Below are 24,784 nucleotides of genomic sequence, written 5' to 3' on the forward strand. Positions count from 1 at the left end.
CAAATGTAGAAATAATTTTATAATTATGAAAACATATCTTTAACTTTTTCAAAAAAAGATTTATCGCTCTTTTCTGGATGTGGAATAAAGTTATCATCCGTTAGCGATTTTTCAAAGAATTGTCTTTGTTCTTTATTTAATGTCCTTGGTGTCCAAACGTTTACGTGAACTAATAAATCACCACTTCCGTAGCTATTTAAACTCGGAATTCCCTTACCTTTTAGTCGTAAAATCTTACCCGATTGGATTCCTTCTTCTAGTTTGATACGAACTTTTCCGTTTACGGCTTCAATTTCTTTAGAAACTCCTAAAGCGGCTTCTGGGTAACTTATATATAAATCATAATGAAGATTTTCACCTTCACGCTTTAAAAATTCGTGTTCTAATTCTTCAATGGCAACAATTAAATCACCTGCAATTCCGTTTCCTGGTGCGTCGTTTCCTTTTCCTGTAACTTTAAGCTGCATACCATCAACAACTCCTGCTGGAATTTTGATTGAAACAGTTTCGTCTTCTAGAATCAAACCGTGTGCATCGGCATTGTTGGGTTTGCTTTCAATAGTTTGTCCTGCGCCACCACATGTTGGACAAGTAGTTGCCGTTTGCATTCTACCCAAAATAGTATTGGTTACTCTCAAAACCTGACCTTGTCCATTACATGCCGAACATGTTTTATAACGAACTCCTGGAGCTTGTATTTTTCTTTTAACTTTTACTTTTTTCTCAACACCATTGGCAACTTCTTCTAAAGTCAATTTAACTTTGATACGAAGATTGCTTCCTTTTACGCGACGTTGTCCGCCTGAGTTTCCACCGAAACCACCACTGAATCCGCCACCGCCAAAAGCGCTTCCAAAAATATCACCGAATTGGCTGAAAATATCATCCATATTCATGTGACCACCACCACCAAAACCACCAGCACCATCGAATGCTTGATGTCCGTATTGGTCGTATTTAGCTTTCTTGTTTGGATCACTTAATACTTCGTAGGCTTCTGCACAAGATTTGAAATTTTCTTCTGCTTCGGCATTTCCTGGATTTTTATCAGGATGAAATTCTATAGCTTTCTTTCGATAGGCTTTTTTAATTTCTTCTGGTGTGGCACTTTTTGTGATGCCTAATATTTCGTAAAAATCTTTTTTCATATTGTTGTATTAAGATTTAAGTATTAGGTATTAAGACCAAGTCAAAACCCAATACATAAAAATATATTATTGACCTAAAATAACCTTTGGGAAACGGATAATTTTGTCTCCTAATTTGTATCCTTTTTCTATTACATCGACAATTTTTCCTTTTAAATCGTCTGATGGTGCTGGAATTTGGGTAATAGCTTCTGCAAAATCGGCATCAAAGGCATCACCTGATTTTATTTCAACTTCTTCTAATCCTTTAGAAACTAAGATTGATTTTAATTTTTCGTGAATTAATTCAACTCCTTTTAACAATACCTCATCTTCTGACTTAGAAATTTGTGCCATTGCTCTGTCAAAATCGTCAAGAACTGGCAGTAAAGCTTGCAATACCTCTTGGTTGGCAGTTCTAAACAACTCGATACGTTCTTTGGAAGTACGTTTTTTATAATTTTCAAATTCAGCAAAAAGGCGTAAATGTTTGTCTTTTTCTTTTGCTAAATCTTCTTCTAGTTTTTGCTCAACGGTTAATTCTTCTGCGGCTTGAACTTCTGGAGTTGCTTCATCTGTAGGGTTTCCTTCAGATTGAGTTGCCATTTCATTTTCATTCTCAAGAATTTCTTTATCAGTATTTTCAGTACTCATTGTGCTTTTATTTTTAAATATATTTTTGATGTTCATTGTTGGTTTTTTGTTCCGAAGGGTTTGGTTGCAAAAGTACTGCCATTTCTTTAAAAATGTCAAATTGTCACAAATTTTTACCAAAAAGTCACAAAGAAATAGCGAAGAACACAAAGATTTTATTTAATATTTAAGAAAAATATCTTGTGAAAAACTGAATTTAGAAGCCTAAAGATTGAGTTTAGCCGTGATGGGAGAAGTTACCATGTAACTCGGACAGCGCGAAAATGGATTAAAAAATGCGTAAAGTGATGCTTCTAATAGAAAAACACAAAAAACTCTGAAATAAATTCAGATTAAACTTTAATAAAACTTTAAGAGTTTTGCTTTACTAAATCGTTACATTTGGATTTATAAAAGGTTTATGATTCGCTGAAAAGCAAAAGATATTATTAATTCAAGTTAAAAAAAGTTCTAGTAAAAACTAGAACTTTTTTTATTTTATGATGGTTTCAAGCGCTTCTTTGACGGTAGGAAATTGAAATTTGAATCCTAATTCTTGTGCTCTTTTTGGAAGAATATTCTTGTTGTTGAAAAGCAGAATATGCATTTCTCCAAGGATTAATTTCATTACGAACTGTGGAACATTTGGCAAAAACAAAGGTCTTTTTAGCTGTTTTGCAATGGCCTTAGTTAACTCTTGATTGCTAATTGGACTGGGTGAAACGGCATTGATAATACCATCTGTTTGATTTTGAATCACAAAATAATAAAGGTTGGCAACATCTGTTAAATGAATCCATGATTGTATTTGTTTTCCGGAACCAAAACTGGAACCAACATACATTTTGATTGGTTTTATCATTTCTAAAAGTGCGCCTCCTTTTTCGGAAAAAACGATTCCGGTGCGAAGTTTTGTAACTTTTAAATTTAGCAATTTAAATTGGTCAGCACTTTCCTCCCATTTTATAACCACATTTCCTAAAAAAGTAGTGTCGATTTCGGTGGATGTTTCATCGTAAATTTTAGTGTAACTATCTGGATAAATTGCTGTTCCAGATGCTGAGATGAAATGTTTTACTTGATTAGGAGCTTTTTTAATTAAATTGAAAAGTAAATTGGCAGACAAAACACGACTTTCTATCAACTCTTGTTTGTAAGCATTTGTCCAACGTTGCGAAATAGATGCACCTGCAAGATGAACAATAGTATCAACACCATCGAGGCAATTGTCATCGATTTTTCCTTCTTGTGGATTCCAATAAAAGCCGTAATAATTGGTTTTATTTTGGATTTTTTGTGGCGATGTTGTAAGATAGTGAACGGTATGATTGTTTTCTAGAAGCAACGCTACCAATTCTTTTCCTATCAAACCTGTTGCGCCTGTAATTAAAACTTTCATTTCTTTTTTTTTCAAAACTACGATTTATGATTCTAAAATGTACGTTAATTGTTATTGGTTTAACTTTTGTTGAATTATTGAAAATAAAAAATCCCAACTTTCGCTGGGATTTTCGTTACAACTAAAACTATAAATAAATTCTAAATACTTGAAGATACACTTCCTCCTGAATCTTCTTTTTTAATGATGGTTTTGGGTTTAGAATTGTATTCAATTGAACCTCCACTATCGGCATCAGCATTTAAACTAACAATTGGATGTACAATTATTGATGCAGCGCTATCTGCATGAGAAGTTACTTCGTTTGCTAATAAATTTGAAGCATCAATTTCAGCTCCACTATCCGCATGAGTGTTAAGTTTTAATGCTTTTCCTTCTGCTTTAATTTCTGCTCCGCTATCAGCATGAAGTTCGATAGCATCATATTCTAAAACAACATCAATATTTGAACCACTATCTGCTTCTAATTTGATGGTTGTATTTCCTAACAAAGTATTTTTGCTTGTTACTTCTGCTCCACTATCTGCAGAGATACCTTCTATTTTAGGCATACGAACTCTTACTGTTTCGGCACTTGTATTATTGATATTTCCTTCAAATTTAACAACTAACGTTCCGTTTTCAACTTTGGTAATCAATTGTTTTTGAAGATTTTGATCGGTTTCAACTTCCACCATTACTGACTCTCCTTGCTCTACAATAAGTTCAATTCCGTGACTGACTTCAACTTTGGTAAACTTATCGGATATGATTCTTTTTTCCTTGGTAACATTTCCGTTTCCTTCAATTCCCATTTGGTATTTGCACGATGAGAACAATAAAGCTACAACCGCTACTACCAATATTTTTGTACAAAAAACTATAAACTTTATCATGATTATTTGGTTTTAATGATTATTCCGTCTTTGTTGATTGTTAAGCTTCCTGGTTCATTTTTTCCTGTAGTGGTTTGAATTACCTCTTTACCATTGACTTTTACAGAAACTGTTTTAATGGAATCATTTTCTTCGATTACATTGATGTCTTCTGTTTCAACTTCATCATTTTGAGAGTCTTCGTTTGGACAATTTAAACAATCTAATTCGGTACCTTTTACTTTGTATTTATAACCTTCTGGTCCATAATAGTAATCGAAATCGGCGTTGTTTCCGCTTAAATATTGCTCTACATTTTCACTTGGATAATATACAATTCCTTCTGGTAAATAAAGATAAACCTCAACCATTTGACCTCTAAATTTATTTTTTGTTTCTGTAATAAAATAGTTGTCTAGAATTAATTCGTTACCAACTATTTTGTAGCTGTATTTAATTTTTTGAGCTCTTTGATTGGCTTCTGCAAATGATTTCCCTTGCGCTAATTTTTCAATTTGAACGTATGGAAAAGCTTTATCCGTTTTTTTCAAATGAATGGTAACATTTGTTGAATGAATTACTTCATTTCCAAGTGAATCTTGCACAATTCTGTAATCACTTCTATCGTCAATTCTTTTTGAATAAAAATCATTGTAAGCAAAGCTTACTTTAAGCGTATCTGTTGCAGCAACAGTAATATTTTGCTTTTCTAATGCTTTACCAGAATAAGCCAATTGATTAGCTTCACTAATTCCTAATGAAATTAAAATTCCGATGGCTATAATCCATACAGCTAATAAACTATATTTACCAATACTACCAATTGATTTTAAATTAGTTACCAATAATTTTAAACCTAATATGATAAGAAAAAATAATGGAATTCCTACTGCAAGAAAGAATAAAATTCCCTGTGCCCAAATTGGAGTTTCTAACCCAATTGGAGTTTTAATAAATTCAACTACTTTATTATCAGGCATTGATGATGAGAATAACATCACCACTGAAACAACAGCAACAACTAGAAAAATAATGGATGAAAAAACAACTATTAAAGCACCTAAAACTTTCGCAAAAGCACCAAAAACAGATGTAAAAGCATTACCTAATTTAGAACTAGCAGTTTCAGCGCCTGACTTAATTTGGTTACCCATTTTGTCGTAATCTGCATTTTTTATTTTTTCAGATACGTTTTCAAACTCTTCTCTAACTTTTTTCTCAATATTAGAAATGGTTACTGGTTCACCTGTCATTTCTAATTTTTCAGATGTAGTAATTGCTTTTGGAGTTGCAATCCAAAGGATTAAGTAAACAATTAAAAACCAACCAAAACTTACTAATGCAAAAATTAAGAAAATTATTTTTATCCAAACAGCATCAATTCCTGTGTAATGACCTAAACCTGAACAAACACCTGCTATTATGCCTCTATCTTTATCACGGTACAATTTTTTAGTTTTATTTGGAACATAAAATGGTTCGTTTTTAGGAGTTTCAGCATCATCGTCAATTCGATAATCTTCTGGTTGTCCCATTACGGCAACTACTTGATCAACATCAATATTATTAATTACATGCTTGTCGCTTTTTTGTCTTTCTGTAAAAAGTTCGGCAACACGCATTTCAATGTCTTTCATAATTTCATCTTTACCTGATGAATTTGAAAGTGAACGTTTTATAGCATCAAAATATCTTGATAACTTTTGGTATGCATCTTCATCTATGTGAAAAAATAAACCACCTATATTAATATTTACTGTTTTGTTCATGATTGTTATTTTTGATTGGTTATGATGTTTACGGCGTCAGAAAGCTCTGTCCAAGTTCCGTTTAATTCGTTTAAAAATGTTTTTCCTAATTCGGTCAACTCATAATATTTTCTTGGCGGACCTGATGTTGATTCTTCCCAACGATAGTTGAGTAAACCGTCATTTTTTAATCTTGTCAATAGCGGATAAACTGTTCCCTCTACTACAAGCAATTTTGCGTTTTTTAAAGTGTCTAGTATTTCAGATGTGTAGGCTTCTTTTTCTTTTAAAACAGATAAGATGCAGAACTCTAAAACACCTTTTCGCATTTGGGCTTTTGTGTTTTCAATGTTCATAATTCGATTTTGATTTTTTAATTAAACTGTTCATTTTTTTGATTGATTTTATTGATGATTGAAACTTATTATTTAAAGAATGGTATTGTTAAAGGATATTTATAATGTTCACCATTGGACGCTTTCACAGCAGCGTATATGATTAGTATGAATTCAAATACTTTTAGAAACATAAAAAGTACGAAAGCTACAATTGCTGTTCCTATTAAAGTTGTAATTTTCTGGTTATGAAAACCATTAAAATCAATTTCAAAATTACTAAAGGTGCAATTTGTCCCTATCAAATCTACAAATCCATAGATTAAAAGTGGTAAAGAAATTAAAACTAAAATTGCACTGTATGCAAAAATACTTAACTGAAAATTCAATATTTGTTTTCCGTTGTAGTCAACAAATTCAGAATCGTTTTTTTTAGCACTCCATATAATTATAGGAGCAATAAAATTTCCTAAAGGAAAAACATATTGAGTAAAGGAACTCAAATGTGTTACTGATGCAATGGTACGTTCGTTAGCTGGTGTCATTTTTTTTTGATTTTTTGATTGATGATTAAAACTAGATTTCAACAATACTATAGATAGCTTATTAATTTCTTATACAAAGATACAACCAAAAAAAGGTATTATGTATTACAAAGTACTTAAATTTAACATTTTATTAACATTAAGGTTTTAGTATGAGTGCATAGTATTTTTTGTATATTTACAACAAAATCAATACTTCATGGAATTTTCACCTTCAAAATTGAATACTTTTTTATTTTTCAAATTACCTTCTGCATTTTGGTGTGGAGTAAGAACAAAATACATTTCACCTGAAAAATGTGTTGCTACAGTAAAACACCGTTGGTTTAATCAGAATCCGTTTAATTCAATGTATTTTGCCGTTCAAGCTATGGCAGCTGAGCTCACTACTGGTGCTTTAGTTATGTATCAAATAAAGAAAAGCGGTAAAAATATTTCAATGTTAGTAGCCAATAACAAAGGTAACTTTACAAAAAAAGCTAAAGGAAGAATTACTTTTACTTGTAATGATGGCACTATAATTGAAGATGCTATCAAGAAAACCATAGCAACTGGAGGAGGACAAACACTTTGGCTAAAATCAATTGGTGTTGATGAAAAAGGTGACCAAGTTTCTGAAATGGATTTCGAATGGAGTGTTCGTGTGAAATAATTATCATTGATTTTATAATTCTATTAACATTGCTTTTTATAAATTTGACCAAAATTTAAACACACAATGAAAAAAACAATCTTCCTTACTTTATTACTAATAACAACACTTTCCTACTCTCAAAAGAAAGAAAAAGTAAAAGGTTCAAAAATTGTAACTACAGAAATTAAAAAAATAGAGCCTTTTGAAGCCATAGAAGTTTTAGACAATATAGAAGTTTTTATGATAAAAGGAACTGAATGCGGATTAGAAATTGAAGCCGATGACAATTTACATGATGCCATTGATATCGTTTTAAATGGTTCAACATTAAAATTATCTACTTTAAAAAATGCTTTTGGTTACAAAAAATTAAGCGTTAGAATTACATATACGGATACTTTTAAATCAATTATAACCAGAAACGAATCAAGTGTGACTGCTCTTGCAGACATAGAGCTAGAAAATATTACTCTTAAAAGTTATGATGAATCTAAGTTGTTTATCAATTCTAAAGCTAAGAATTTCACTTTAATTATGGATGATAAGTCTAAAATTGAATTGAATTCAAAAGCGGATAAATCTGCTGTAACATTAAGTAAAAATGCTAAGTTAAAGGCTTTAATTACTTCAAAAGATTTAAACTTTGACATGTATCAAAAAACGGATGCAGTTGTAGAAGGAGATGTTGACGATTTAAAACTTCGTTTAGACAATAATGCAACATTTGATGGAAAAAAATTAACTTCAAAAAATGTTTCCGTCATATCAGAATCATACACTAATATTAGTGTTTTATGTACTTCAAATATAATTATAGAAGCTTCAGGAAAATCGGAAATTGAATTGTATGGTGATCAAAAAGTGGAATTAAAACGATTTGTTGACAGTGCTATTTTGAAGAAAAAACCAACGAAATAAATTTTTATAAAAAATAGTTTTCAAAATCTTTGTAAACTTGAATATTGTTATATATTTGCACTCGGAATTTATAACAAATTTCGGGGTGTAGCGTAGCCCGGTTATCGCGCCTGCTTTGGGAGCAGGAGGCCGCAGGTTCGAATCCTGCCACCCCGACAAAAGCTGAACTTTTATTAGTTCGGCTTTTTTTATTTTCAATAATTTAAATTTATAATAAAATAGTTTTTTGTCAACTACTTTGCATTAAAATATTTTAAGAAAAACTTACCTTTGCATTTCATAAAAACAAACTAGTCATGTCTGAAACAATAGAAAAAGTAAAATGCCTTATAATAGGCTCTGGTCCTGCTGGTTATACAGCGGCAATTTATGCAGCTAGAGCTAATATGAATCCGGTTCTTTATCAAGGAACGCAACCTGGTGGTCAATTAACCACTACCAATGAAGTAGAAAACTGGCCTGGAAATCCTGAAGGAATTACCGGACCACAAATGATGGTTGGTATTGAAGAACAAGCCAAACGTTTTGGTACTGATGTGCGTGATGGTTGGGCAACAAAAGTTGATTTCTCTGGTGATATTCATAAAGTGTGGATTAATGACACTAAAGAAATTCACTGCGAAACCGTAATTATTTCAACTGGTGCAACGGCAAAATATTTAGGTCTTGCATCTGAACAACATTATTTAAATATGGGTGGAGGAGTTTCTGCTTGTGCGGTTTGCGACGGATTTTTCTACAGAAATCAAGAAGTTGTTATTGTTGGTGCAGGAGATTCTGCGTGTGAAGAAGCACATTATTTATCTAAACTGTGTAAAAAAGTTACAATGTTGGTAAGAAGTGAGAAATTTAGAGCTTCTAAAATCATGGAACAACGTGTTAGAAATACTGAAAATATCACAATTTTAATGAACCACGATACGGTTGAAGTCCTTGGTGATGGTCAAGTTGTTACTAGCGTAAAAGCTTTAAACAAAACTACCAATGAAGAAATTGAAATACCAGCAACTGGATTTTTTGTAGCTATTGGACACAAACCAAACACGGATATTTTCAAAGATTATTTAACACTTGACGAAACAGGTTATATTATTAATATTCCTGGAACTTCTAAAACGAATGTTGCTGGAGTTTTTGTTGGTGGTGATGCTGCTGACCATGTTTACAGACAAGCAATTACGGCTGCTGGAACTGGTTGTATGGCGGCTTTGGATGCTGAGAGGTATTTGGCTGCTAAGGAGTAATTTGCCACAAAGTCGCTAAGGCGCGAAGTTTTTTTTTAAAAAAATAAATTATAAAAGCTGTTCCTTTATTGGAATGGCTTTTTTTTAGAAAAATTTCTTTTGAAAACTGATTTAGAATTTAAAGATTACTGTTTAGCCCTGATAGAAATGAAAATCTCGTCTTTTGGGACGAGATTGTAATGGATAGCAGGAACACGGAAACCAAAAACTCCCAAGCCTTTCGCTCCTAAAAACAAAAAACCGAACATTGCTGCTCGGTTATTATATATTGAATAATTGAAATTAATCATTCATAGAAATCAAAAACTCTTCGTTATTTCTAGTCTTTTTGATTTTATCGTTTATGGTATCCATTGCTTCTACTGGGTTCATATCGGCTAGGAATTTACGTAGAATCCACATGCGTTTTAATGTGTTTTCGTCTAATAATAAATCGTCGCGACGTGTACTTGATGAAGTTAAATCGATGGCTGGGAAAATTCTACGATTAGCAATTTTTCTATCTAATTGTAGTTCCATGTTACCTGTTCCTTTGAATTCTTCGAAGATTACTTCGTCCATTTTTGAGCCAGTTTCTGTTAAAGCCGTTGCAATAATACTCAACGAACCACCATTTTCTACATTACGAGCTGCTCCGAAGAAACGTTTTGGTTTTTGCAATGCATTGGCATCAACTCCTCCAGAAAGTACTTTTCCTGATGCAGGTTGAACCGTATTGTAAGCTCTTGCCAAACGTGTAATCGAATCTAAAAGTATAACTACATCGTGACCACATTCAACCAAACGTTTTGATTTTTCAAGAACAATATTAGCGATTTTAACATGTTCCATTGGTTCACGGTCGAAAGTTGACGCAATAACTTCTCCACGAACGCTTCGTTGCATATCAGTTACCTCTTCTGGTCGTTCATCTATCAATAAAACAATTAAATATACCTCTGGATGATTGGCCGCAATGGCATTGGCAATGTCTTTTAACAACATTGTTTTACCTGTTTTTGGTTGAGCGACAATCATTCCACGTTGGCCTTTTCCTATTGGTGAAAATAAATCGATAATTCGTGTAGAAGTACTGGCTTGTCTATCGGCAATTCTAAATTTTTCTTGTGGAAATATTGGTGTTAAATGGTCAAACGAAACTCTATCGCGAACCACTTGCGGATCGTGACCATTAATTTTTAATACTCTTACTAATGGAAAAAATTTCTCACCTTCTTTTGGAGGACGCACTACTCCTTTTACAGTATCACCAGTTTTTAATCCGAACAAACGAATTTGTGATGTTGAAAGATAAATATCATCTGGCGAAGCCAAGTAATTATAATCTGATGAACGTAAAAATCCATATCCATCGGGCATCATTTCTAAAACACCTTCACTTTCAATGATTCCGTCAAATTCGTAATCAGCATCACGGAAGTTTGGTTTGTTTTTATTCTTGAAATTAGGGTTTTGATTTGGATTCTGATTTGGATTTCCGTTACCATTACCGTTTTGATTCGGATTTTGGTTTGGGTTTTGATTTGGATTCGGATTTTTATGCTTCTGATTCGGATTTTGATATTTTACAGGAGCATTTTCTGAAGCTTCTTGAGTCCCTTCGGTTGAAGTTTCTTCTTCTTTTGGAGTACTTTCTGCTATATTCTCTTCTGATGTAACCTTTGCAGGTTTAACAAACTTAGCTTTTTTTTGAAATTTTTCTGGTATAGAAGTAACTTCATTTACTGGAGCGACTTCTTCCTGAACTGAAGGTTCTACTTGTTCAATAGGGGTTTCAGAAAATAAGTCTTTCGATTTTTTTTCAATTTTTGGAGAAGCATCAGGAGCAATTCTAGCTCTTTTTACTTTCTCTTCTTTTGGCGCAGCACCTTTTTGCTGAGAATCATCAGATGAGGTCGCGGCTTGATGTTGTAAGATTTGCTCAATTAGCACTTCTTTTTTTACACCGTTAAATTTTATAGTTTTAGCCAATTTGGCAATTTCTTGAAGTTCAGATAACTTCATTCCTTTTAATGCAGAACTATCAAACATAAATGTTTATATATATATTTTAATGGATTGAATGACAATACAAAATGTGTAGTGATTTTTTTATTGGAACATCCGTGTTTTTGAAGTACTTACGGATTTGTTATGCAATAATACGAATAATTTTTTATCAAGCAATAGTTTTTTAAAAAAAGAAAATATATTTTTGCGTAATAAATAAGTAATAATGTTACAAAGAATTCAAACCGTTTATTTAGCTATTGTTTTCATTCTTGTAGGAGTGCTTCCATTTGTGTTTCCTCTTTGGAAACTTGAAGGTGGAAAAGAATTCTATTTTATGAGTAAAATGGTTTACCAAATATTGTTTGGATTGAGTACGGCTCTAACTGTTTTGAGTATTATATCGTTTAAGAAAAGACAACAACAATTTGTTTTTAACAGATTGAATATGATATTAAATTTAATTTTATTAGGATTATTTGTTTATCGTTCACTAAATTTATCTGGAGAAACTCCTGTAGTTTCTGAGAAAGGTATTGGGATGTTTCTACCTATCATTTCTATCGTAATGCTGGTTTTGGCCAACAAAGCCATCAAGAAGGATGAAGATCTCGTAAAATCTGTTGACCGATTGAGATAAACCTATAAACTTAGTTTATTAGTGCGAAGAAAATCCTGGATGAAAATCTGGGATTTTTTTTATTAATATTCGTAATTCATAATCTTAAATTCATAATTAAATCCTACTTCTTCCCTATTTCGACAATCTCCAAACTCTGAATTTTATCGCCATCGATTTCAAATCGCAACATTGTGCGCACTTGGTGAAATCCTGAAATGCCACACGCACCGGGATTCATGTGAAGTAAATTCAAACTTTTATCAAATTGTACCTTTAATATATGGGAATGTCCACAGATGAATAATTTTGGTGGATTTAACTTCAATTCCTCACGAACAGCTTGATTGTATTTTCCTGGATAACCACCAATATGCGTAATCCAAACATCAACACCTTCGCACAGGAAGCGATTATTTAAAGGAAATTCCATTCGTGCTTTGTCGTCGTCAATGTTTCCGTAAACCGCCCGAAGTGGTTTTAGTTTTTTAATTGTATCGGTTACAACTAAATTACCAATATCGCCTGCATGCCAAACTTCATCTGCTTGATTTACATATTTTAAAATAGTATCATCAATATGACTGTGCGTATCGGAAAGTAGAAGAATTTTTTTCATATTATTTGCCGCAAAGGCACTAAGTCGCAAAGTTAATTATTTAGGAAAACTTTAAACGTTCAATCTATCAAAATCTTTGTAAATTTGCAATCAATTAGATTTGATTCAGATTTTCATATCTAATATTTAAAATTACAATTTGAGATATTTTATAGAATTTGCTTACAAAGGAACTAACTATCACGGATGGCAATATCAGCCAAACGCAACTTCTGTTCAAGAAACTTTAACCAAAGCGCTTTCTACCATTTTGAAAACAGAAATCGAACTCGTTGGCGCTGGTCGAACGGATTCAGGTGTTCATGCCAAGCAAATGTTTGCCCATTTCGATTATGATTTAGAAATTGATGTTCCCTATTTAAGTCACAAACTCAATTCATTTTTACCAAAAGATATCGCTATTTTGAATATTCATAAAGTTCATGATGATGGTCATGCCCGATTTGACGCAACAAAACGAACTTACGAATACCATATCCATACCAAAAAAGATGCTTTTGAAAGTGACGATTCTTGGTATTATCAAAATGATTTGAACATTGACAAAATGAATGAAGCTTGCAAAATTTTATTCAATTACATTGATTTTGAATGTTTTTCAAAAGTACATACGGATGTAAACACTTTTAACTGTAAGATTTTTGAAGCTAATTGGACCAAGAATGACAATCGATTAGTATTTACAATTTCAGCTGATAGATTTTTACGAAATATGGTTCGAGCAATTGTTGGAACTATAGTAAATGTAGGGTTAGAAAAAGTATCTTTGCAAGACTTTATTCAAATAATCGAAAGCAAAGACCGAAATAAAGCAGGTTTTTCAGTACCTGCACACGGATTATATTTGACGAAAGTAGAATATCCTTATTTAGAGAATAGAAAATAGACATCAATTTTAAATTTAAAATCTGATAGCTAAAAATCTAATATTAAATTAATGAAAGCAAAAGCATTCGACATACGTTTATTTAAACGAATATTAAAATACACAAAACCCTATAAAACAGTTTTTTATGGTGTAATTTCTGCTGCAATTTTGTTAGCTGTTTTTGCTTCATTACGCCCATTTTTATTGAAACAAACTGTAGACCATTACATAAAACCTCAAGACCAAAATGGGTTGTTACTTTATGTTTCATTAATGGGAGTTGTCTTATTGTTAGAAGGAGTTTTTCAGTTTTTCTTTGTTTTTTGGGCTAATCTTTTAGGACAAAACATTATCAAAGACATTCGAACAAAACTTTTCAAACATATGTTGAGTTTTAGAATGAAATATTTTGACAATGCACCTGTTGGACAATTAGTTACGCGTTCTGTTTCGGATATTGAGCAAATTGCACGTATTTTCAGTCAAGGTTTGTTTATGATTATCAGTGATTTACTAAAAATGCTTGCTTGTTTAATTATTATGTTTTACATGAACTGGAAATTGACTTGGATTGTAATTGCAGCCATGCCTATTTTGGTTTACATCACAAGAATCTTCCAACGAAAAATGCAAGTGGCTTTTGAAGAAGTAAGAAACCAAGTTGCAAATTTGAATACTTTCGTACAAGAACGTGTTACAGGAATGAAAATCGTACAACTGTTTAATCGTGAAGATATTGAATATCAAAAGTTTAAAGATATCAATCAAAAACACAATGTTGCATGGATTAAAACGATTTTATACAACTCTATTTTCTTTCCAATCGCTGATATTATTTCCTCGTTAACATTAGGATTTGTAGTGCTTTATGGAGGTTTCCATATTTTAGATGGTGCCAAATTTACTACGTTTGGAGATTTATTCTCTTATACAATGTTCATCGGAATGTTGTTCAATCCGTTGCGTCAAATTGCTGATAAATTCAACGAGATGCAAATGGGAATGATTGCTGCCAACAGAGTTTTTGACATTTTGGACACTGAAGAAGATGTACAACAAACTGGAACTATTGAAGCCAAACATTTTGCTGGAAACATCAGTTTTGAAAACGTTCGATTCAGTTACATCAAAGATGAGGAAGTTTTAAAAGGCATTTCATTGGAAGTAAAATCAGGTGAAACTATAGCTATTGTTGGTTCAACTGGTGCTGGAAAATCTACAATTATTAATTTGTTAAATAGATTTTACGAAATCAACTCAGGAACAATTTCTATTGACAACCAAGATATTAACACTTTTACTTTAGAAAGTTTACGTGCTCAAATTGCAGTAGTTTTACAAGATGTATTCCTGTTTGCAGATACTATTTACAACAATATTACCTTAAACAATAACAATATTTCTCGTGAGGAAGTTATTACAGCTTCTATGAAAATTGGTGTTCACGAATTCATTATGAGTTTGCCTGATGGTTATGATTATAATGTAAAAGAGCGTGGCGTAATGTTATCGTCTGGGCAACGCCAATTGATTGCTTTTTTACGTGCTTATGTTAGCAATCCGAGTATTCTTATTTTGGATGAAGCCACGTCTTCTATCGACACATATTCGGAAGAATTGATTCAAAGAGCAACAGAAACTATTACTAAAGACAGAACTTCAATTGTAATAGCTCATCGATTAGCAACTATTGTAAATGCTGACAAAATTATCGTTATGGATAAAGGTCAAATAGTAGAATCGGGAACGCATCATGAATTGGTTACCAAAGAAAATGGTTATTACAAAAACTTGTATGATTCGCAATTTTCAGAAGCAATTTAAAAACCACTTCGTTTTTATTATATTTGGTGAAAATTAAATAAAAACTATGGCATTTACTATTGCAATTTCAGATGAAAGAACTCCTTTAAAAAATAATACTTGGTTAAAAATTTTCATCGGATTTTTTCTGATTAATTGGATTAATTCTTATGTAGGAAATACAGATACAGCCAATTGGATTTTAGAAAACACCTTAGTATTTCTATTTTTAGGTTTTATGATTTTTACCTATAAAAAATTCATTTTCAGTGATTTAAGCTATTTATTGGTTTGCATCTATTTATGTCTGCATGTTTATGGTTCCAAATACACTTATGCCGAAAACCCTTTTGGATATTGGCTGAAAGATGCTTTAGATTTATCTCGAAATCATTACGATAGAATTGTACATTTCAGTTTCGGATTTTTATTGGCTTACCCAATGCGAGAAATGTTTTTGAAATGGTTAAAATTTCCATCGTGGGTTGCTTGGACGTTACCAATTGAGATTACACTTTCTGTCAGCGGTTTCTACGAATTGATTGAATGGGCTGTTGCTGACGTTTTCTTCAAAGCACAAGGTGATGCTTATCTTGGAACACAAGGTGATATTTGGGATGCACAAAAAGATATTTTCTTAGCATTTTCAGGAGCCATTATTGCAACAACTATTGTTTCTATAATCAAAAGAATGATTTCAAAATAGTTTTATGAATTATAAAAAAGTAAAATCTAAAATTAAAGCCTATCATAATGATGGAAAAACAATTGAAGCAGCTGAATGGTTGCTAAAAATGTTTGATATTCAAGATCATAATTTAAAAGGATTTGCACTTAGAGAAAAAGCGGAACCAAATTATATTCTCTTAACGGCTGAAGGCGATTTTGGAGAACAACAAATCATCAGAATACCAGAAAATATTTTTCAATTTTCGTTGCCTTTAGTTCTTACACTCATAACGCACGAAATGGTACATGTACGTCAAAAATCAAGAAAACCTTATATTGAAGACCGATTAGAGCGTGAATGGCAAGCCTATTACGAAATGCTTTTTCATAAAATATTTCCTAATTATCTGGAAGTTTCTAATTTTCACAAACGTTTTTTTGCCAAGAAAGCATTTGACTACTATAGAAGAATGGGTGAAGGTTCCGAATTACAATTAAAATATGCAGATCAAAAAAAAGAAATGGAAGATTTAATTGCTTCTTTAGGCTAGAAGTTGAGACCATTTAAACACTTAAACTTTTAAACTATTAAACTCATAAACTTTTAAACTTTTTTACTAATTTTGCAATCTAAATTAATTAAGAAATCACACGTATAATGACACGAGCGCAAGCGACTGCATTTTGTACAAATAAAAAATAAACACGAACAAAATGAAATACGATATTATTGTTTTAGGAAGTGGTCCAGGCGGTTATGTTACGGCAATCCGTGCTTCACAATTGGGCTTTAAAGTAGCCGTTATTGAAAAAGAAAGTCTTGGTGGAATTTGCCTTAATTGGGGTTGTATTCCAACAAAAGCACTTTTAAAATCAGCTCAAGTATTTGATTACCTAAAACATGCTTCCGATTATGGATTAACCATTAAAGAATTTGATAAAGACTTTTCTGCTGTTGTAAAACGTTCACGTGATGTTGCTGATGGCATGAGTAAAGGAGTTCAATTCTTAATGAAGAAGAATAAAATCGACGTTATTGATGGATTTGGTAAAATAAAACCAGGTAAAAAAGTTGATGTAACTGCTGCAGATGGAAAAGTTACAGAATTTTCAGCTGACCATATTATTATTGCCACTGGAGCACGTTCAAGAGAATTACCAAATCTTCCTCAAGATGGTGTAAAAGTTATTGGATACAGACAAGCAATGACCTTACCTATGCAACCAAAGAAAATGATTGTTGTTGGTTCTGGTGCTATTGGTGTTGAATTTGCGCATTTTTATAATTCAATGGGAACAGAAGTTACTATTGTGGAGTTTATGCCAAATATTGTTCCGGTTGAAGACGAAGATATTTCGAAACAAATGGAACGTTCAATGAAAAAAGCTGGTGTGAATATCTTGACTAATTCTTCTGTAGAGCGTATTGACACATCAGGAAATGGTGTAAAAGCTTATGTAAAAACAGCTAAAGGTGAAGAAATTCTTGAAGCTGATATTTTGCTTTCTGCAGTTGGAATTAAAACAAATATCGAAAATATTGGTCTTGAAGAAGTTGGAATTGCAACAGATAGGGACAAAATTTTAGTAAACGCATACAACCAAACAAATGTACCAGGATATTACGCTATTGGTGATGTAACTCCAGGTCAGGCATTAGCTCATGTTGCTTCTGCTGAAGGAATTAATTGTGTTGAAAAAATAGCAGGTTTACACGTAGAACCAATCGATTATGGAAACGTTCCGGGATGTACTTATGCAACACCAGAAATTGCATCTGTTGGTTTAACAGAAAAACAAGCTAAAGAAAAAGGATACGAATTAAAAATTGGTAAATTCCCATTCTCAGCTTCTGGAAAAGCGACTGCTGCAGGAACAAAAGATGGTTTTGTAAAAGTAATTTTCGATGCAAAATATGGCGAATGGTTAGGTTGCCACATGATTGGTGCTGGTGTAACTGATATGATTGCAGAAGCAGTTGTAGCAAGAAAACTAGAAACTACAGGACACGAAATCTTAAAGTCAATTCATCCGCATCCAACTATGAGTGAAGCAGTTATGGAAGCTGTAGCTGATGCTTATGGTGAAGTAATACATTTGTAATTACGAAATACGAAGTTTAAATCAATCCGTTTAGTTTAATTGCTAAACGGATTTTTTATTTTAAGGAAATATATAAATTGACCCTAAAATTATGTAACAAAGTTAGTTTAGTTAAAGTTAGCTTTGCACCGCTAAAAAATCATATCTTTACAAGAATAGACATTATAAAAGTATATGATATAAATCAACTATTAGCTAATATGCTGCTATTAAAAAAATTATATTATGAAAATACATATAAAATATATGGTTTCACTTCGTTGCAAAATTGCAGTTAAAGAAGAATTAGACAAATTAAAGCTTAAACAAAGCTCTATAGAACTTGGTGAAGTAAATCTTAAAAAAGATATTTCTGGTGATGAAAGGGAACTCTTAAGAAAAGGACTTTTGAAAAAAGGACTTGAACTCATCGATGACAAAAAGTCATTGCTAATAGAGAAAACTAAAACTACTATTATTGAACTTATTCATTATTCAGAAAAATATCCCAAAGTAAACTATTCCGATTATATAAGTGAGAAATTAGACTATAATTATAATCATTTAGCATCCCTTTTTTCAGAAATTAATGGAACCACTATCGCTAATTACATAATCTTAAATAAAATAGAAAGAGTAAAGGAATTGCTCCTTTATGACGAATTAAGTCTAACCGAGATAAGTTTATTAATGGAATATAGTAGTGTAGCCCATTTGTCACATCAGTTTAAAAAAATTACAGGTTTAACTCCTACTTATTTCAAAAAAATAAAAAAACACAAAAAAAGAATCATGTTGGAGGAATTATAGAATTTCCTTATTACCTCAAAATAATTAAATCTGTTTGTTTACTCAAATAGATTTTTTTGTTCATTTTTTTTACAATATATTCAATAAAATGTTGTAACTTTATTATAATCGTTTCATAATGAAACTAATTCTTTAAAAATGGACATGATTTCGAAGTTTATAGAATCTTTAAAATCGTTCTTTATTGAAATCGGTGAACTCTCCTATTTCACTGGTAAATTTTTTGTTGAGGTTTTCAAACGTCCATTTGAATTCAAAGAATTTATTCGACAATGCTACTTCATGGGAAATCGTTCCTTATTACTAGTTGGAGTAACAGGTTTTATTATCGGATTAGTTTTTACCTTACAATCACGACCAACTTTAGAAGAATTTGGTGCTGCTTCCTGGATTCCATCGATGGTGAGTGTTTCATTAATTCGTGAAATAGGTCCAATTATAACGGCTTTGATTTGCGCAGGAAGAATTGGATCAGGAATTGGAGCCGAATTGGGTTCTATGCGAGTTACAGAACAGATTGACGCAATGGAAGTTTCTGGAACAAATCCTTATAAATATTTAGTAGTTACTCGAGTTTTAGCCACAACATTGATGCTACCTCTTTTAGTTTTTTTTGGTGATGTTATAGGAATATATGGTTCTTATTTAGTTGAGAATCTCAAAGCGGATGTCTCTTTAACGCTATATATTAATCAAGTAATAAATATTTTAGAATTTAGTGATGTAATTCCATCAACTATCAAAAGTTTTTTCTTTGGATTTGCCATCGGAATTGTAGGATGTTTCAAAGGATATAATTGTAAAAAAGGAACCGCAGGAGTTGGAAAAGCAGCTAATGAAGCCGTTGTTTTCATTTCTATGTTACTATTTATTATTGACTTTATAGCTGTTTTTGTAACTAATATATTTTATGATTTATGATGCAAAAAACGAACATAAAACCAATTATAGAAGTAAAAGATTTACACAAAAGTTATGGAACGAATCATGTTTTAGATGGATTTCATTTAGACTTATATGAAGGTGAAAATCTTGTAGTTATGGGTAAATCGGGTTCAGGTAAATCGGTGATGATTAAATGTTTAATCGGATTAGAACAATCTGATAGCGGTTCGATTATTATCATGGACAAAAACATGAACGATATTCATAGAGAAGATTTAGATGAAATCAGAACAGAAGTTGGATTTCTTTTTCAAGGAAGTGCTTTGTATGATTCCATGTCAGTCAGAGAAAATTTAGAATTTCCATTACGAAGACATACCAAAAAATTTGGAGTAATTGAAGATACAACTCCACTTGTTATAGAAGCTTTAGAAAATGTTGGTTTGGCAAATACAATCAATTTAATGCCAAACGAACTATCTGGCGGAATGAAACGTAGAATCGCTTTAGCAAGAACGCTAATTCTGAAACCCAAAATAATTTTATATGACGAACCCACAACTGGTTTAGATCCAATTACATCAAAAGAAATTATTATGTTAATGAAATCAATTCAAGAAAAATATAAAACTTCATCAATTATAATCACGCATGATATTGACTGCGCAAGAGTTATTGCAAATCGTATGATTTTATTAATCGATGGAATTAATTATGCCGAAGGAACTTTTGCAGAATTATCTGCCTCTAAAGATCCAAAAATTGAAGCTTTTTTTAAATAAAATAGAACATGGAAAAATCAACAAATCAAAAAATTAAACTTGGAATATTTGTCATAATTGGCTCATTATTTTTCATAATTGCTATCTATTTTATTGGTAATAAAAAAGATATGTTCAATGAAACTATTCAAATAAGTGCCGTTTTCAAAAATGTAAATGGTTTACAACATGGAAATAACGTTCGTTTTTCAGGAATAAACGTTGGAACTGTGAAAAAAATAATTATTGTAAATGATTCACTTATAAAAGTTGATATGCTAATCGAGGAAGATATTGCATCCCATATTAAAAAAGATGCGATGGCTTCAATAGGTTCAGATGGTTTGGTCGGAAACATGATTGTAAATATAATTCCAGGTAAAAAATCTAATGAAATGGTTAAAGATGGTGATGTCATTTTATCAGAAAACAAAGCATCAACCGATGAAATTCTAAAAACAATAAATTCTACAAGTGAAAATGCTAAGTTAATTACAGATAATTTAGTAAAAATCACCAATCAAATTAATAGTAAAAAAGGTACTATCGGAATGTTGATAAACGATACCGTGATGAGTGACGATTTGAAACAAACAATTTATAATTTAAAAGTAACAACCCAAAGTACTTCAAAATCAATGGCTAATTTGAATAAAATTATCAATGATTTAAACAATAAAGACAACGTTGTTGGAGCATTAAAAGATACAGTCACAGGAAGAAAAATAAAAATGATTATTGTGAATTTAGAAAAATCAAGTGAGCAAATCAATAAAACCATAACTAATTTAAAAGACGGAAAAGGAGCTTTAAATTACCTTTCAAATGATCCTAAATTGGTAAAACAAATTGATTCTACTATGATTAATTTAAACCAAGCAAGTAGTAAACTGAACGAAAACTTAGAAGCTTTGAAACACAATTTCTTTTTCAGAGGATATTTCAAAAAACAAGAAAAAGCTAAAGCTAAAGCCGCAAAAAAATAAAACACAACATCAACTTACAAAGATATAATCCTCAATTACAAAAGTAGTTGAGGATTATTTTATACTATTTAATAAAATAAATCGTTTTCAGAGGAAATCAAAACTATAACCAAATGAAAAACTTTTTCTTCTTAATTTGTTGCTTATTTAGCGGCATTGTATTCTCTCAAAACGCTATTAATGATGACAATACCATAAGTGTTGTTGGTGTTGGAACCAAATCTACTTTTCCAAATGCTGCACATATTACTATTGCCGTTAGATTTGTAAAACCAGCACTTCGTGACGCTATGAACGAAACACAAAAAACTTCAAAAGACGTACTTACAATAATCAAAAAATACGTTTCAGACACTACCGATATTAAGGTAAGTCTAATTTATACTGACAAAGAATTCAAATACGACAATGCTCAAAAGAAAGAAGTTTTTGTAGGTTTTGAATCCAATCAAAAAATTATTTTTACTCTAAAAGACATCAAAAGAATGCAAGATTTTACCGAAGAAATTTTAAAAACTAAGATCTATGAAATTGAAAAAGTGGCTTATTTTCATACAGAAGCTGCCACTTTTATGAAGCAAGCACAAGAACTTGCCGTAGCTGATGCCATTGAAACAACCGAAAGATTAGCTAGAGCCGCAAAACTAAAAGTTGGAAAAATTACTTATTTAAAATCTAGCAATAGTCCAGTGAATGCTATTAACATGTCGGTGAATTCTGGAAATCTCCAAACCTATAACAAAAGTATGGGAGGCGAAGGTGTTTCAGCAAGCGGTCAATTACTTAATTATACAGCAAATGTAAATATGAATACCAAGATTGATTAATCTTTTTAGATGCCAAATACGAATCCTCAATTGCAAAAGTAGTTGAGGATTTTTATATATTTGATAGATTAAAAGACAACAAATGGACAAACCAAAATCTACCGACGAGTACATTTCTAGCTTTCCAGCAGCAACACAAATTATCTTACAAGAAGTTAGAAAAACTATAAAAAGTGCAGCTCCAGAAGTCAATGAAAGCATCAGTTACGGAATGCCTGCTTATAAATTAAATGGAAAAGCTTTGGTCAATTTTGCTGGTTACAAAAACCATATTGGATTTTACGCAACACCAACTGGACATGCCGAATTTACAGAAGAATTAGCTAAATACAAACAAGGAAAAGGTTCGGTTCAATTTCCTATAAACGAACCAATGCCTTTAGATTTGATAACAAAAATTGTGAAATTTAGAGTTTCCGAAGTACTTAAAAAATAATTTAAATCCCTTTTAATCCATCAATCAGAGCATCAATATCTTCTTTGGTATTGTAATGACTGAAAGATATTCGAAGGCTTGGCTTTTTCAAATCTTCCTCTGCTAAGATTTCTGATAATACGTGTGATGGCTTTACACTTCCGCTTTGACAGGCGCTTCCGCGAGAAACAGCAATTCCTTTCATATCTAAATTAAATAAAATCATAGCCGTTTTTTCTTCTGAAAAAGGAAGTAAAACATTCAAAATATTATAAAAAGTATCGCTTCCGTTAACTTTAATCTCTTGAAAATTGAGTTTTAATTGCTCTTCACAATAGCTTTTCAAATCTGAAATAGTTTGTCGTTCTTCCACTAAATGTTCGTAAGATAGTTCTAATGCTTTAGCCATTCCAGCTACTTGATGCACTGCTTCAGTTCCGGCACGAAGTCCTTTTTCTTGCTCGCCACCATATAAAAAAGGCTGCAAAACGATGCCTTTCTTTACGTAAGCAAATCCTGCTCCTTTTGGTCCATGAAATTTATGCGCACTTGCTACTGCAAAATCAATAGGAAGTTCGTGTAAATTAAACTCCTTTTTTCCAACAGATTGCACCGTGTCACAATGAAATAAAGCATCATGCTGATGACAAATTCTACCTACTTTTTCAATGTCTAAAACAGCACCAATTTCATTATTAACATGCATTAACGTTACTAAAGTCTTTCCGCTTTTAGCCAATAACGTTACCAAATGAGTAATATCTATAGTTCCAGAAGGCAAAATATTTACGTAGTCAACTTCAATTCCGAATTGCTTTTGCAAATTTTTAACGGTGTACAAAGTAGCGTGATGTTCTACTTTACTTGTTATGATTCTTTCTACTTTCAAGTCATTTACAGCGCTTTTAAGAATCCAATTGGTAGCTTCGGTAGCATTAGCGGTAAAAATAATTTCTTGCGCATTACAACCCATAAGTTTGGCTACAGACTTTCTCGATGTTTCTAAAATCGTTTTTGCACTTCTACCAAAACTGTGTGTAGACGATGGATTTCCAAAATCATTTTGAAGTACACCAATCATTTCATTGATTACTTCTTGACGAACTTGAGTTGTTGCAGCGTTATCGAGGTATATTTTTTTCATGAATTCTATACTAATTTCAACATCTTTTTGTGTTGAATTTACATTTCTATTTGGATATTATAAATGCAAAAATACTGATTATTATTTTACATTTTGCTTAAAATAAACTTCAGTTGCACCCAATCCATATTTTTGATAATTGGCATCTTGAAACGAAATATTCTCATATCGTTTTAACATAAAATCCAATTCAGCTTTCAAAACTCCTTCACCAACACCATGTATAAAAACGATTTTCGGAATGCGATTTCTAATAGCAAATTCAATGTGTCTTTTTGCCGTTTCTGTTTGAATATTGAGGATGTCAAAATTGTTCATTCCACGAAAATTTTTAACTAATTTTTCGATGTGCAAATCAAATTCTGGGATGCCTTTTTCAATCTTATCCGACTTAAAAACTGGAACATTATTCTTTTTTTTAGGTGTTGAATCAATATTTTTTTTATGTAAAGTATCAGTTGTATTGATTGAACCTAAATAATTGGTATTGTTTTCTTTAATCAATTCGTTGACAAAATATGTCATCATAAATCCATCTGTTGTTTCGATGGTGATTTCATTATTTTCAACAGTAACAACAACACCATTTATTGCTTCATCCAAAACTGAAACCCTATCTCCTACTTCAAATATTTTAGCTGTCATTTTCATCATCTTTTGGTGGAACTTTTGCCGATAATTTCATCATGCCAAACATAAAAATTAGAACAGCAATTATCGTGATAAACAGGTTTGGCTTCTCACTATTTTGGTTCCAAAAAGCAACAAAAAAAGCAATCAGCAAAATGGGAATTAATAATTTTTTCATCATCATTATTTTAAAAAATCAAAAATAGAAAACTTAATATTAGAATGATGTATTTTAATTTT

Annotated in this window: 27 protein-coding genes and 1 tRNA gene; 16 read left to right on the forward strand and 12 right to left on the reverse strand. The window is 31.6% G+C overall.

Annotation, left to right across the window (positions count from 1 at the left end; translation table 11 throughout):
- Positions 1 to 23: 23 nt before the first annotated feature.
- The 7 genes from dnaJ to ABD771_RS01285 all read right to left on the reverse strand — a co-directional run bounded on the left by dnaJ (position 24) and on the right by ABD771_RS01285 (position 6,641).
- The gene (gene dnaJ / locus ABD771_RS01255; protein ID WP_345089487.1) at positions 24 to 1,148 is read right to left on the reverse strand and encodes a molecular chaperone DnaJ; all 1,125 of its coding nucleotides are present in this window, start codon (positions 1,146 to 1,148) and stop codon (positions 24 to 26) included.
- Positions 1,149 to 1,214: 66 nt separating this feature from the next.
- Positions 1,215 to 1,733: a nucleotide exchange factor GrpE gene (locus ABD771_RS01260; protein ID WP_425556437.1), complete on the reverse strand. Its 519-nt coding sequence runs from the start codon at positions 1,731 to 1,733 to the stop codon at positions 1,215 to 1,217.
- A 520-nt stretch (positions 1,734 to 2,253) separates the two neighbouring features.
- Positions 2,254 to 3,159, reverse strand: a complete 906-nt coding sequence (locus tag ABD771_RS01265) for a TIGR01777 family oxidoreductase (RefSeq protein WP_345089493.1) — start codon at positions 3,157 to 3,159, stop codon at positions 2,254 to 2,256.
- Positions 3,160 to 3,299: 140 nt separating this feature from the next.
- Positions 3,300 to 4,034 carry a head GIN domain-containing protein gene (locus tag ABD771_RS01270; RefSeq protein WP_345089496.1) on the reverse strand — a complete coding sequence of 245 codons (735 nt, stop codon included), beginning with the start codon at positions 4,032 to 4,034 and terminating at the stop codon, positions 3,300 to 3,302.
- Positions 4,035 to 4,036: 2 nt separating this feature from the next.
- Positions 4,037 to 5,782 (reverse strand): PspC domain-containing protein, encoded by a 1,746-nt coding sequence (locus ABD771_RS01275; protein ID WP_345089499.1) that lies wholly within the window; start codon positions 5,780 to 5,782, stop codon positions 4,037 to 4,039.
- Positions 5,783 to 5,787: 5 nt separating this feature from the next.
- A complete protein-coding gene (locus ABD771_RS01280) occupies positions 5,788 to 6,117 on the reverse strand; it encodes a PadR family transcriptional regulator (RefSeq protein WP_035126226.1) in 330 nt (109 codons plus the stop codon).
- A 68-nt stretch (positions 6,118 to 6,185) separates the two neighbouring features.
- Positions 6,186 to 6,641 carry a DUF4870 domain-containing protein gene (locus ABD771_RS01285; protein WP_345089503.1) on the reverse strand — a complete coding sequence of 152 codons (456 nt, stop codon included), beginning with the start codon at positions 6,639 to 6,641 and terminating at the stop codon, positions 6,186 to 6,188.
- 199 nt (positions 6,642 to 6,840) lie between these two features.
- On the opposite strand from ABD771_RS01285, the gene ABD771_RS01290 reads away from it, so the two are divergent.
- From ABD771_RS01290 to trxB, 4 genes are all read left to right on the forward strand, one after another.
- Positions 6,841 to 7,293, forward strand: coding sequence for a DUF4442 domain-containing protein (locus ABD771_RS01290; RefSeq protein WP_345089506.1), 453 nt, complete (start codon positions 6,841 to 6,843; stop codon positions 7,291 to 7,293).
- Between the two features lie 66 nt (positions 7,294 to 7,359).
- On the forward strand, positions 7,360 to 8,193 hold the full coding sequence (locus ABD771_RS01295) for a GIN domain-containing protein (RefSeq protein ID WP_345089509.1): 834 nt from the start codon (positions 7,360 to 7,362) through the stop codon (positions 8,191 to 8,193).
- Positions 8,194 to 8,274: 81 nt separating this feature from the next.
- Positions 8,275 to 8,349, forward strand: a tRNA-Pro gene (locus ABD771_RS01300).
- A 140-nt stretch (positions 8,350 to 8,489) separates the two neighbouring features.
- Positions 8,490 to 9,437, forward strand: a complete 948-nt coding sequence (trxB, locus tag ABD771_RS01305) for a thioredoxin-disulfide reductase (protein WP_345089512.1) — start codon at positions 8,490 to 8,492, stop codon at positions 9,435 to 9,437.
- Between the two features lie 282 nt (positions 9,438 to 9,719).
- On the opposite strand, the gene rho is transcribed toward trxB, so the two are convergent.
- Positions 9,720 to 11,468: a transcription termination factor Rho gene (gene rho, locus ABD771_RS01310; RefSeq protein WP_345089515.1), complete on the reverse strand. Its 1,749-nt coding sequence runs from the start codon at positions 11,466 to 11,468 to the stop codon at positions 9,720 to 9,722.
- A 184-nt stretch (positions 11,469 to 11,652) separates the two neighbouring features.
- On the opposite strand from rho, the gene ABD771_RS01315 reads away from it, so the two are divergent.
- Positions 11,653 to 12,066 (forward strand): DUF4293 domain-containing protein, encoded by a 414-nt coding sequence (locus tag ABD771_RS01315; RefSeq protein ID WP_345089518.1) that lies wholly within the window; start codon positions 11,653 to 11,655, stop codon positions 12,064 to 12,066.
- 103 nt (positions 12,067 to 12,169) lie between these two features.
- On the opposite strand, the gene ABD771_RS01320 is transcribed toward ABD771_RS01315, so the two are convergent.
- Entirely contained in the window at positions 12,170 to 12,664 is a 495-nt protein-coding gene (locus ABD771_RS01320) for a metallophosphoesterase family protein (protein ID WP_345089521.1), read from the reverse strand.
- Between the two features lie 139 nt (positions 12,665 to 12,803).
- Here ABD771_RS01320 and truA point away from each other — a divergent pair, with 139 nt between their 5' ends.
- The 11 genes from truA (at position 12,804) to ABD771_RS01375 (ending at position 22,791) form a co-directional block, all read left to right on the forward strand.
- Positions 12,804 to 13,550, forward strand: coding sequence for a tRNA pseudouridine(38-40) synthase TruA (gene truA, locus ABD771_RS01325; protein WP_345089524.1), 747 nt, complete (start codon positions 12,804 to 12,806; stop codon positions 13,548 to 13,550).
- 51 nt (positions 13,551 to 13,601) lie between these two features.
- The gene (locus tag ABD771_RS01330) at positions 13,602 to 15,356 is read left to right on the forward strand and encodes an ABC transporter ATP-binding protein (protein ID WP_345089527.1); all 1,755 of its coding nucleotides are present in this window, start codon (positions 13,602 to 13,604) and stop codon (positions 15,354 to 15,356) included.
- A 46-nt stretch (positions 15,357 to 15,402) separates the two neighbouring features.
- Positions 15,403 to 16,041, forward strand: coding sequence for a DUF2238 domain-containing protein (locus tag ABD771_RS01335; protein ID WP_345089530.1), 639 nt, complete (start codon positions 15,403 to 15,405; stop codon positions 16,039 to 16,041).
- A gap of 4 nt (positions 16,042 to 16,045) precedes the next feature.
- Positions 16,046 to 16,555, forward strand: a complete 510-nt coding sequence (locus tag ABD771_RS01340) for a hypothetical protein (protein ID WP_345089533.1) — start codon at positions 16,046 to 16,048, stop codon at positions 16,553 to 16,555.
- A 163-nt stretch (positions 16,556 to 16,718) separates the two neighbouring features.
- Positions 16,719 to 18,107: a dihydrolipoyl dehydrogenase gene (gene lpdA / locus ABD771_RS01345; protein WP_345089536.1), complete on the forward strand. Its 1,389-nt coding sequence runs from the start codon at positions 16,719 to 16,721 to the stop codon at positions 18,105 to 18,107.
- A gap of 225 nt (positions 18,108 to 18,332) precedes the next feature.
- Positions 18,333 to 18,896, forward strand: coding sequence for a helix-turn-helix domain-containing protein (locus ABD771_RS01350; RefSeq protein ID WP_345089539.1), 564 nt, complete (start codon positions 18,333 to 18,335; stop codon positions 18,894 to 18,896).
- A 138-nt stretch (positions 18,897 to 19,034) separates the two neighbouring features.
- On the forward strand, positions 19,035 to 19,817 hold the full coding sequence (locus ABD771_RS01355; RefSeq protein ID WP_345089542.1) for an MlaE family ABC transporter permease: 783 nt from the start codon (positions 19,035 to 19,037) through the stop codon (positions 19,815 to 19,817).
- Positions 19,814 to 20,563: an ABC transporter ATP-binding protein gene (locus ABD771_RS01360; RefSeq protein ID WP_345089545.1), complete on the forward strand. Its 750-nt coding sequence runs from the start codon at positions 19,814 to 19,816 to the stop codon at positions 20,561 to 20,563. The genes ABD771_RS01355 and ABD771_RS01360 overlap by 4 nt, the downstream gene beginning before the upstream one ends.
- 8 nt (positions 20,564 to 20,571) lie before the next feature.
- The gene (locus tag ABD771_RS01365; RefSeq protein ID WP_345089548.1) at positions 20,572 to 21,528 is read left to right on the forward strand and encodes an MlaD family protein; all 957 of its coding nucleotides are present in this window, start codon (positions 20,572 to 20,574) and stop codon (positions 21,526 to 21,528) included.
- Between the two features lie 113 nt (positions 21,529 to 21,641).
- Positions 21,642 to 22,355, forward strand: coding sequence for an SIMPL domain-containing protein (locus ABD771_RS01370; RefSeq protein ID WP_345089550.1), 714 nt, complete (start codon positions 21,642 to 21,644; stop codon positions 22,353 to 22,355).
- Positions 22,356 to 22,437: 82 nt separating this feature from the next.
- Positions 22,438 to 22,791 carry an iron chaperone gene (locus tag ABD771_RS01375; RefSeq protein ID WP_345089553.1) on the forward strand — a complete coding sequence of 118 codons (354 nt, stop codon included), beginning with the start codon at positions 22,438 to 22,440 and terminating at the stop codon, positions 22,789 to 22,791.
- 1 nt (position 22,792) lies between these two features.
- On the opposite strand, the gene ABD771_RS01380 is transcribed toward ABD771_RS01375, so the two are convergent.
- The 3 genes from ABD771_RS01380 to ABD771_RS01390 form a co-directional block, all read right to left on the reverse strand.
- On the reverse strand, positions 22,793 to 23,914 hold the full coding sequence (locus tag ABD771_RS01380; protein ID WP_345089556.1) for a cysteine desulfurase family protein: 1,122 nt from the start codon (positions 23,912 to 23,914) through the stop codon (positions 22,793 to 22,795).
- Between the two features lie 81 nt (positions 23,915 to 23,995).
- The gene (locus ABD771_RS01385) at positions 23,996 to 24,559 is read right to left on the reverse strand and encodes a Smr/MutS family protein (protein ID WP_345089559.1); all 564 of its coding nucleotides are present in this window, start codon (positions 24,557 to 24,559) and stop codon (positions 23,996 to 23,998) included.
- Positions 24,549 to 24,722, reverse strand: coding sequence for a hypothetical protein (locus tag ABD771_RS01390; protein WP_345089562.1), 174 nt, complete (start codon positions 24,720 to 24,722; stop codon positions 24,549 to 24,551). The genes ABD771_RS01385 and ABD771_RS01390 overlap by 11 nt, the downstream gene beginning before the upstream one ends.
- Positions 24,723 to 24,784: the final 62 nt, after the last annotated feature.

The organism is Flavobacterium chungnamense (genome assembly GCF_039539165.1).
Classification (GTDB): Bacteria; Bacteroidota; Bacteroidia; order Flavobacteriales; family Flavobacteriaceae; genus Flavobacterium; species Flavobacterium chungnamense.

Excerpts from the sequence above, each read along its gene's own strand:
- ABD771_RS01340 (WP_345089533.1), top strand. The coding sequence starts at position 16,046 with ATGAATTATAAAAAAGTAAAATCTAAAATTAAAGCCTATCATAATGAT.
- ABD771_RS01275 (WP_345089499.1), bottom strand. The coding sequence starts at position 5,782 with ATGAACAAAACAGTAAATATTAATATAGGTGGTTTATTTTTTCACATA.
- ABD771_RS01355 (WP_345089542.1), top strand. The coding sequence starts at position 19,035 with ATGGACATGATTTCGAAGTTTATAGAATCTTTAAAATCGTTCTTTATT.
- ABD771_RS01285 (WP_345089503.1), bottom strand. The coding sequence starts at position 6,641 with ATGACACCAGCTAACGAACGTACCATTGCATCAGTAACACATTTGAGT.
- ABD771_RS01335 (WP_345089530.1), top strand. The coding sequence starts at position 15,403 with ATGGCATTTACTATTGCAATTTCAGATGAAAGAACTCCTTTAAAAAAT.
- ABD771_RS01360 (WP_345089545.1), top strand. The coding sequence starts at position 19,814 with ATGATGCAAAAAACGAACATAAAACCAATTATAGAAGTAAAAGATTTA.
- ABD771_RS01320 (WP_345089521.1), bottom strand. The coding sequence starts at position 12,664 with ATGAAAAAAATTCTTCTACTTTCCGATACGCACAGTCATATTGATGAT.
- ABD771_RS01290 (WP_345089506.1), top strand. The coding sequence starts at position 6,841 with ATGGAATTTTCACCTTCAAAATTGAATACTTTTTTATTTTTCAAATTA.
- rho (WP_345089515.1), bottom strand. The coding sequence starts at position 11,468 with ATGTTTGATAGTTCTGCATTAAAAGGAATGAAGTTATCTGAACTTCAA.
- ABD771_RS01265 (WP_345089493.1), bottom strand. The coding sequence starts at position 3,159 with ATGAAAGTTTTAATTACAGGCGCAACAGGTTTGATAGGAAAAGAATTG.
- ABD771_RS01365 (WP_345089548.1), top strand. The coding sequence starts at position 20,572 with ATGGAAAAATCAACAAATCAAAAAATTAAACTTGGAATATTTGTCATA.
- ABD771_RS01315 (WP_345089518.1), top strand. The coding sequence starts at position 11,653 with ATGTTACAAAGAATTCAAACCGTTTATTTAGCTATTGTTTTCATTCTT.
- ABD771_RS01270 (WP_345089496.1), bottom strand. The coding sequence starts at position 4,034 with ATGATAAAGTTTATAGTTTTTTGTACAAAAATATTGGTAGTAGCGGTT.
- ABD771_RS01280 (WP_035126226.1), bottom strand. The coding sequence starts at position 6,117 with ATGAACATTGAAAACACAAAAGCCCAAATGCGAAAAGGTGTTTTAGAG.
- ABD771_RS01260 (WP_425556437.1), bottom strand. The coding sequence starts at position 1,733 with ATGGCAACTCAATCTGAAGGAAACCCTACAGATGAAGCAACTCCAGAA.
- ABD771_RS01380 (WP_345089556.1), bottom strand. The coding sequence starts at position 23,914 with ATGAAAAAAATATACCTCGATAACGCTGCAACAACTCAAGTTCGTCAA.
- ABD771_RS01295 (WP_345089509.1), top strand. The coding sequence starts at position 7,360 with ATGAAAAAAACAATCTTCCTTACTTTATTACTAATAACAACACTTTCC.
- ABD771_RS01385 (WP_345089559.1), bottom strand. The coding sequence starts at position 24,559 with ATGACAGCTAAAATATTTGAAGTAGGAGATAGGGTTTCAGTTTTGGAT.
- dnaJ (WP_345089487.1), bottom strand. The coding sequence starts at position 1,148 with ATGAAAAAAGATTTTTACGAAATATTAGGCATCACAAAAAGTGCCACA.
- trxB (WP_345089512.1), top strand. The coding sequence starts at position 8,490 with ATGTCTGAAACAATAGAAAAAGTAAAATGCCTTATAATAGGCTCTGGT.
- ABD771_RS01330 (WP_345089527.1), top strand. The coding sequence starts at position 13,602 with ATGAAAGCAAAAGCATTCGACATACGTTTATTTAAACGAATATTAAAA.
- ABD771_RS01370 (WP_345089550.1), top strand. The coding sequence starts at position 21,642 with ATGAAAAACTTTTTCTTCTTAATTTGTTGCTTATTTAGCGGCATTGTA.
- ABD771_RS01375 (WP_345089553.1), top strand. The coding sequence starts at position 22,438 with ATGGACAAACCAAAATCTACCGACGAGTACATTTCTAGCTTTCCAGCA.
- lpdA (WP_345089536.1), top strand. The coding sequence starts at position 16,719 with ATGAAATACGATATTATTGTTTTAGGAAGTGGTCCAGGCGGTTATGTT.
- ABD771_RS01350 (WP_345089539.1), top strand. The coding sequence starts at position 18,333 with ATGAAAATACATATAAAATATATGGTTTCACTTCGTTGCAAAATTGCA.
- ABD771_RS01390 (WP_345089562.1), bottom strand. The coding sequence starts at position 24,722 with ATGAAAAAATTATTAATTCCCATTTTGCTGATTGCTTTTTTTGTTGCT.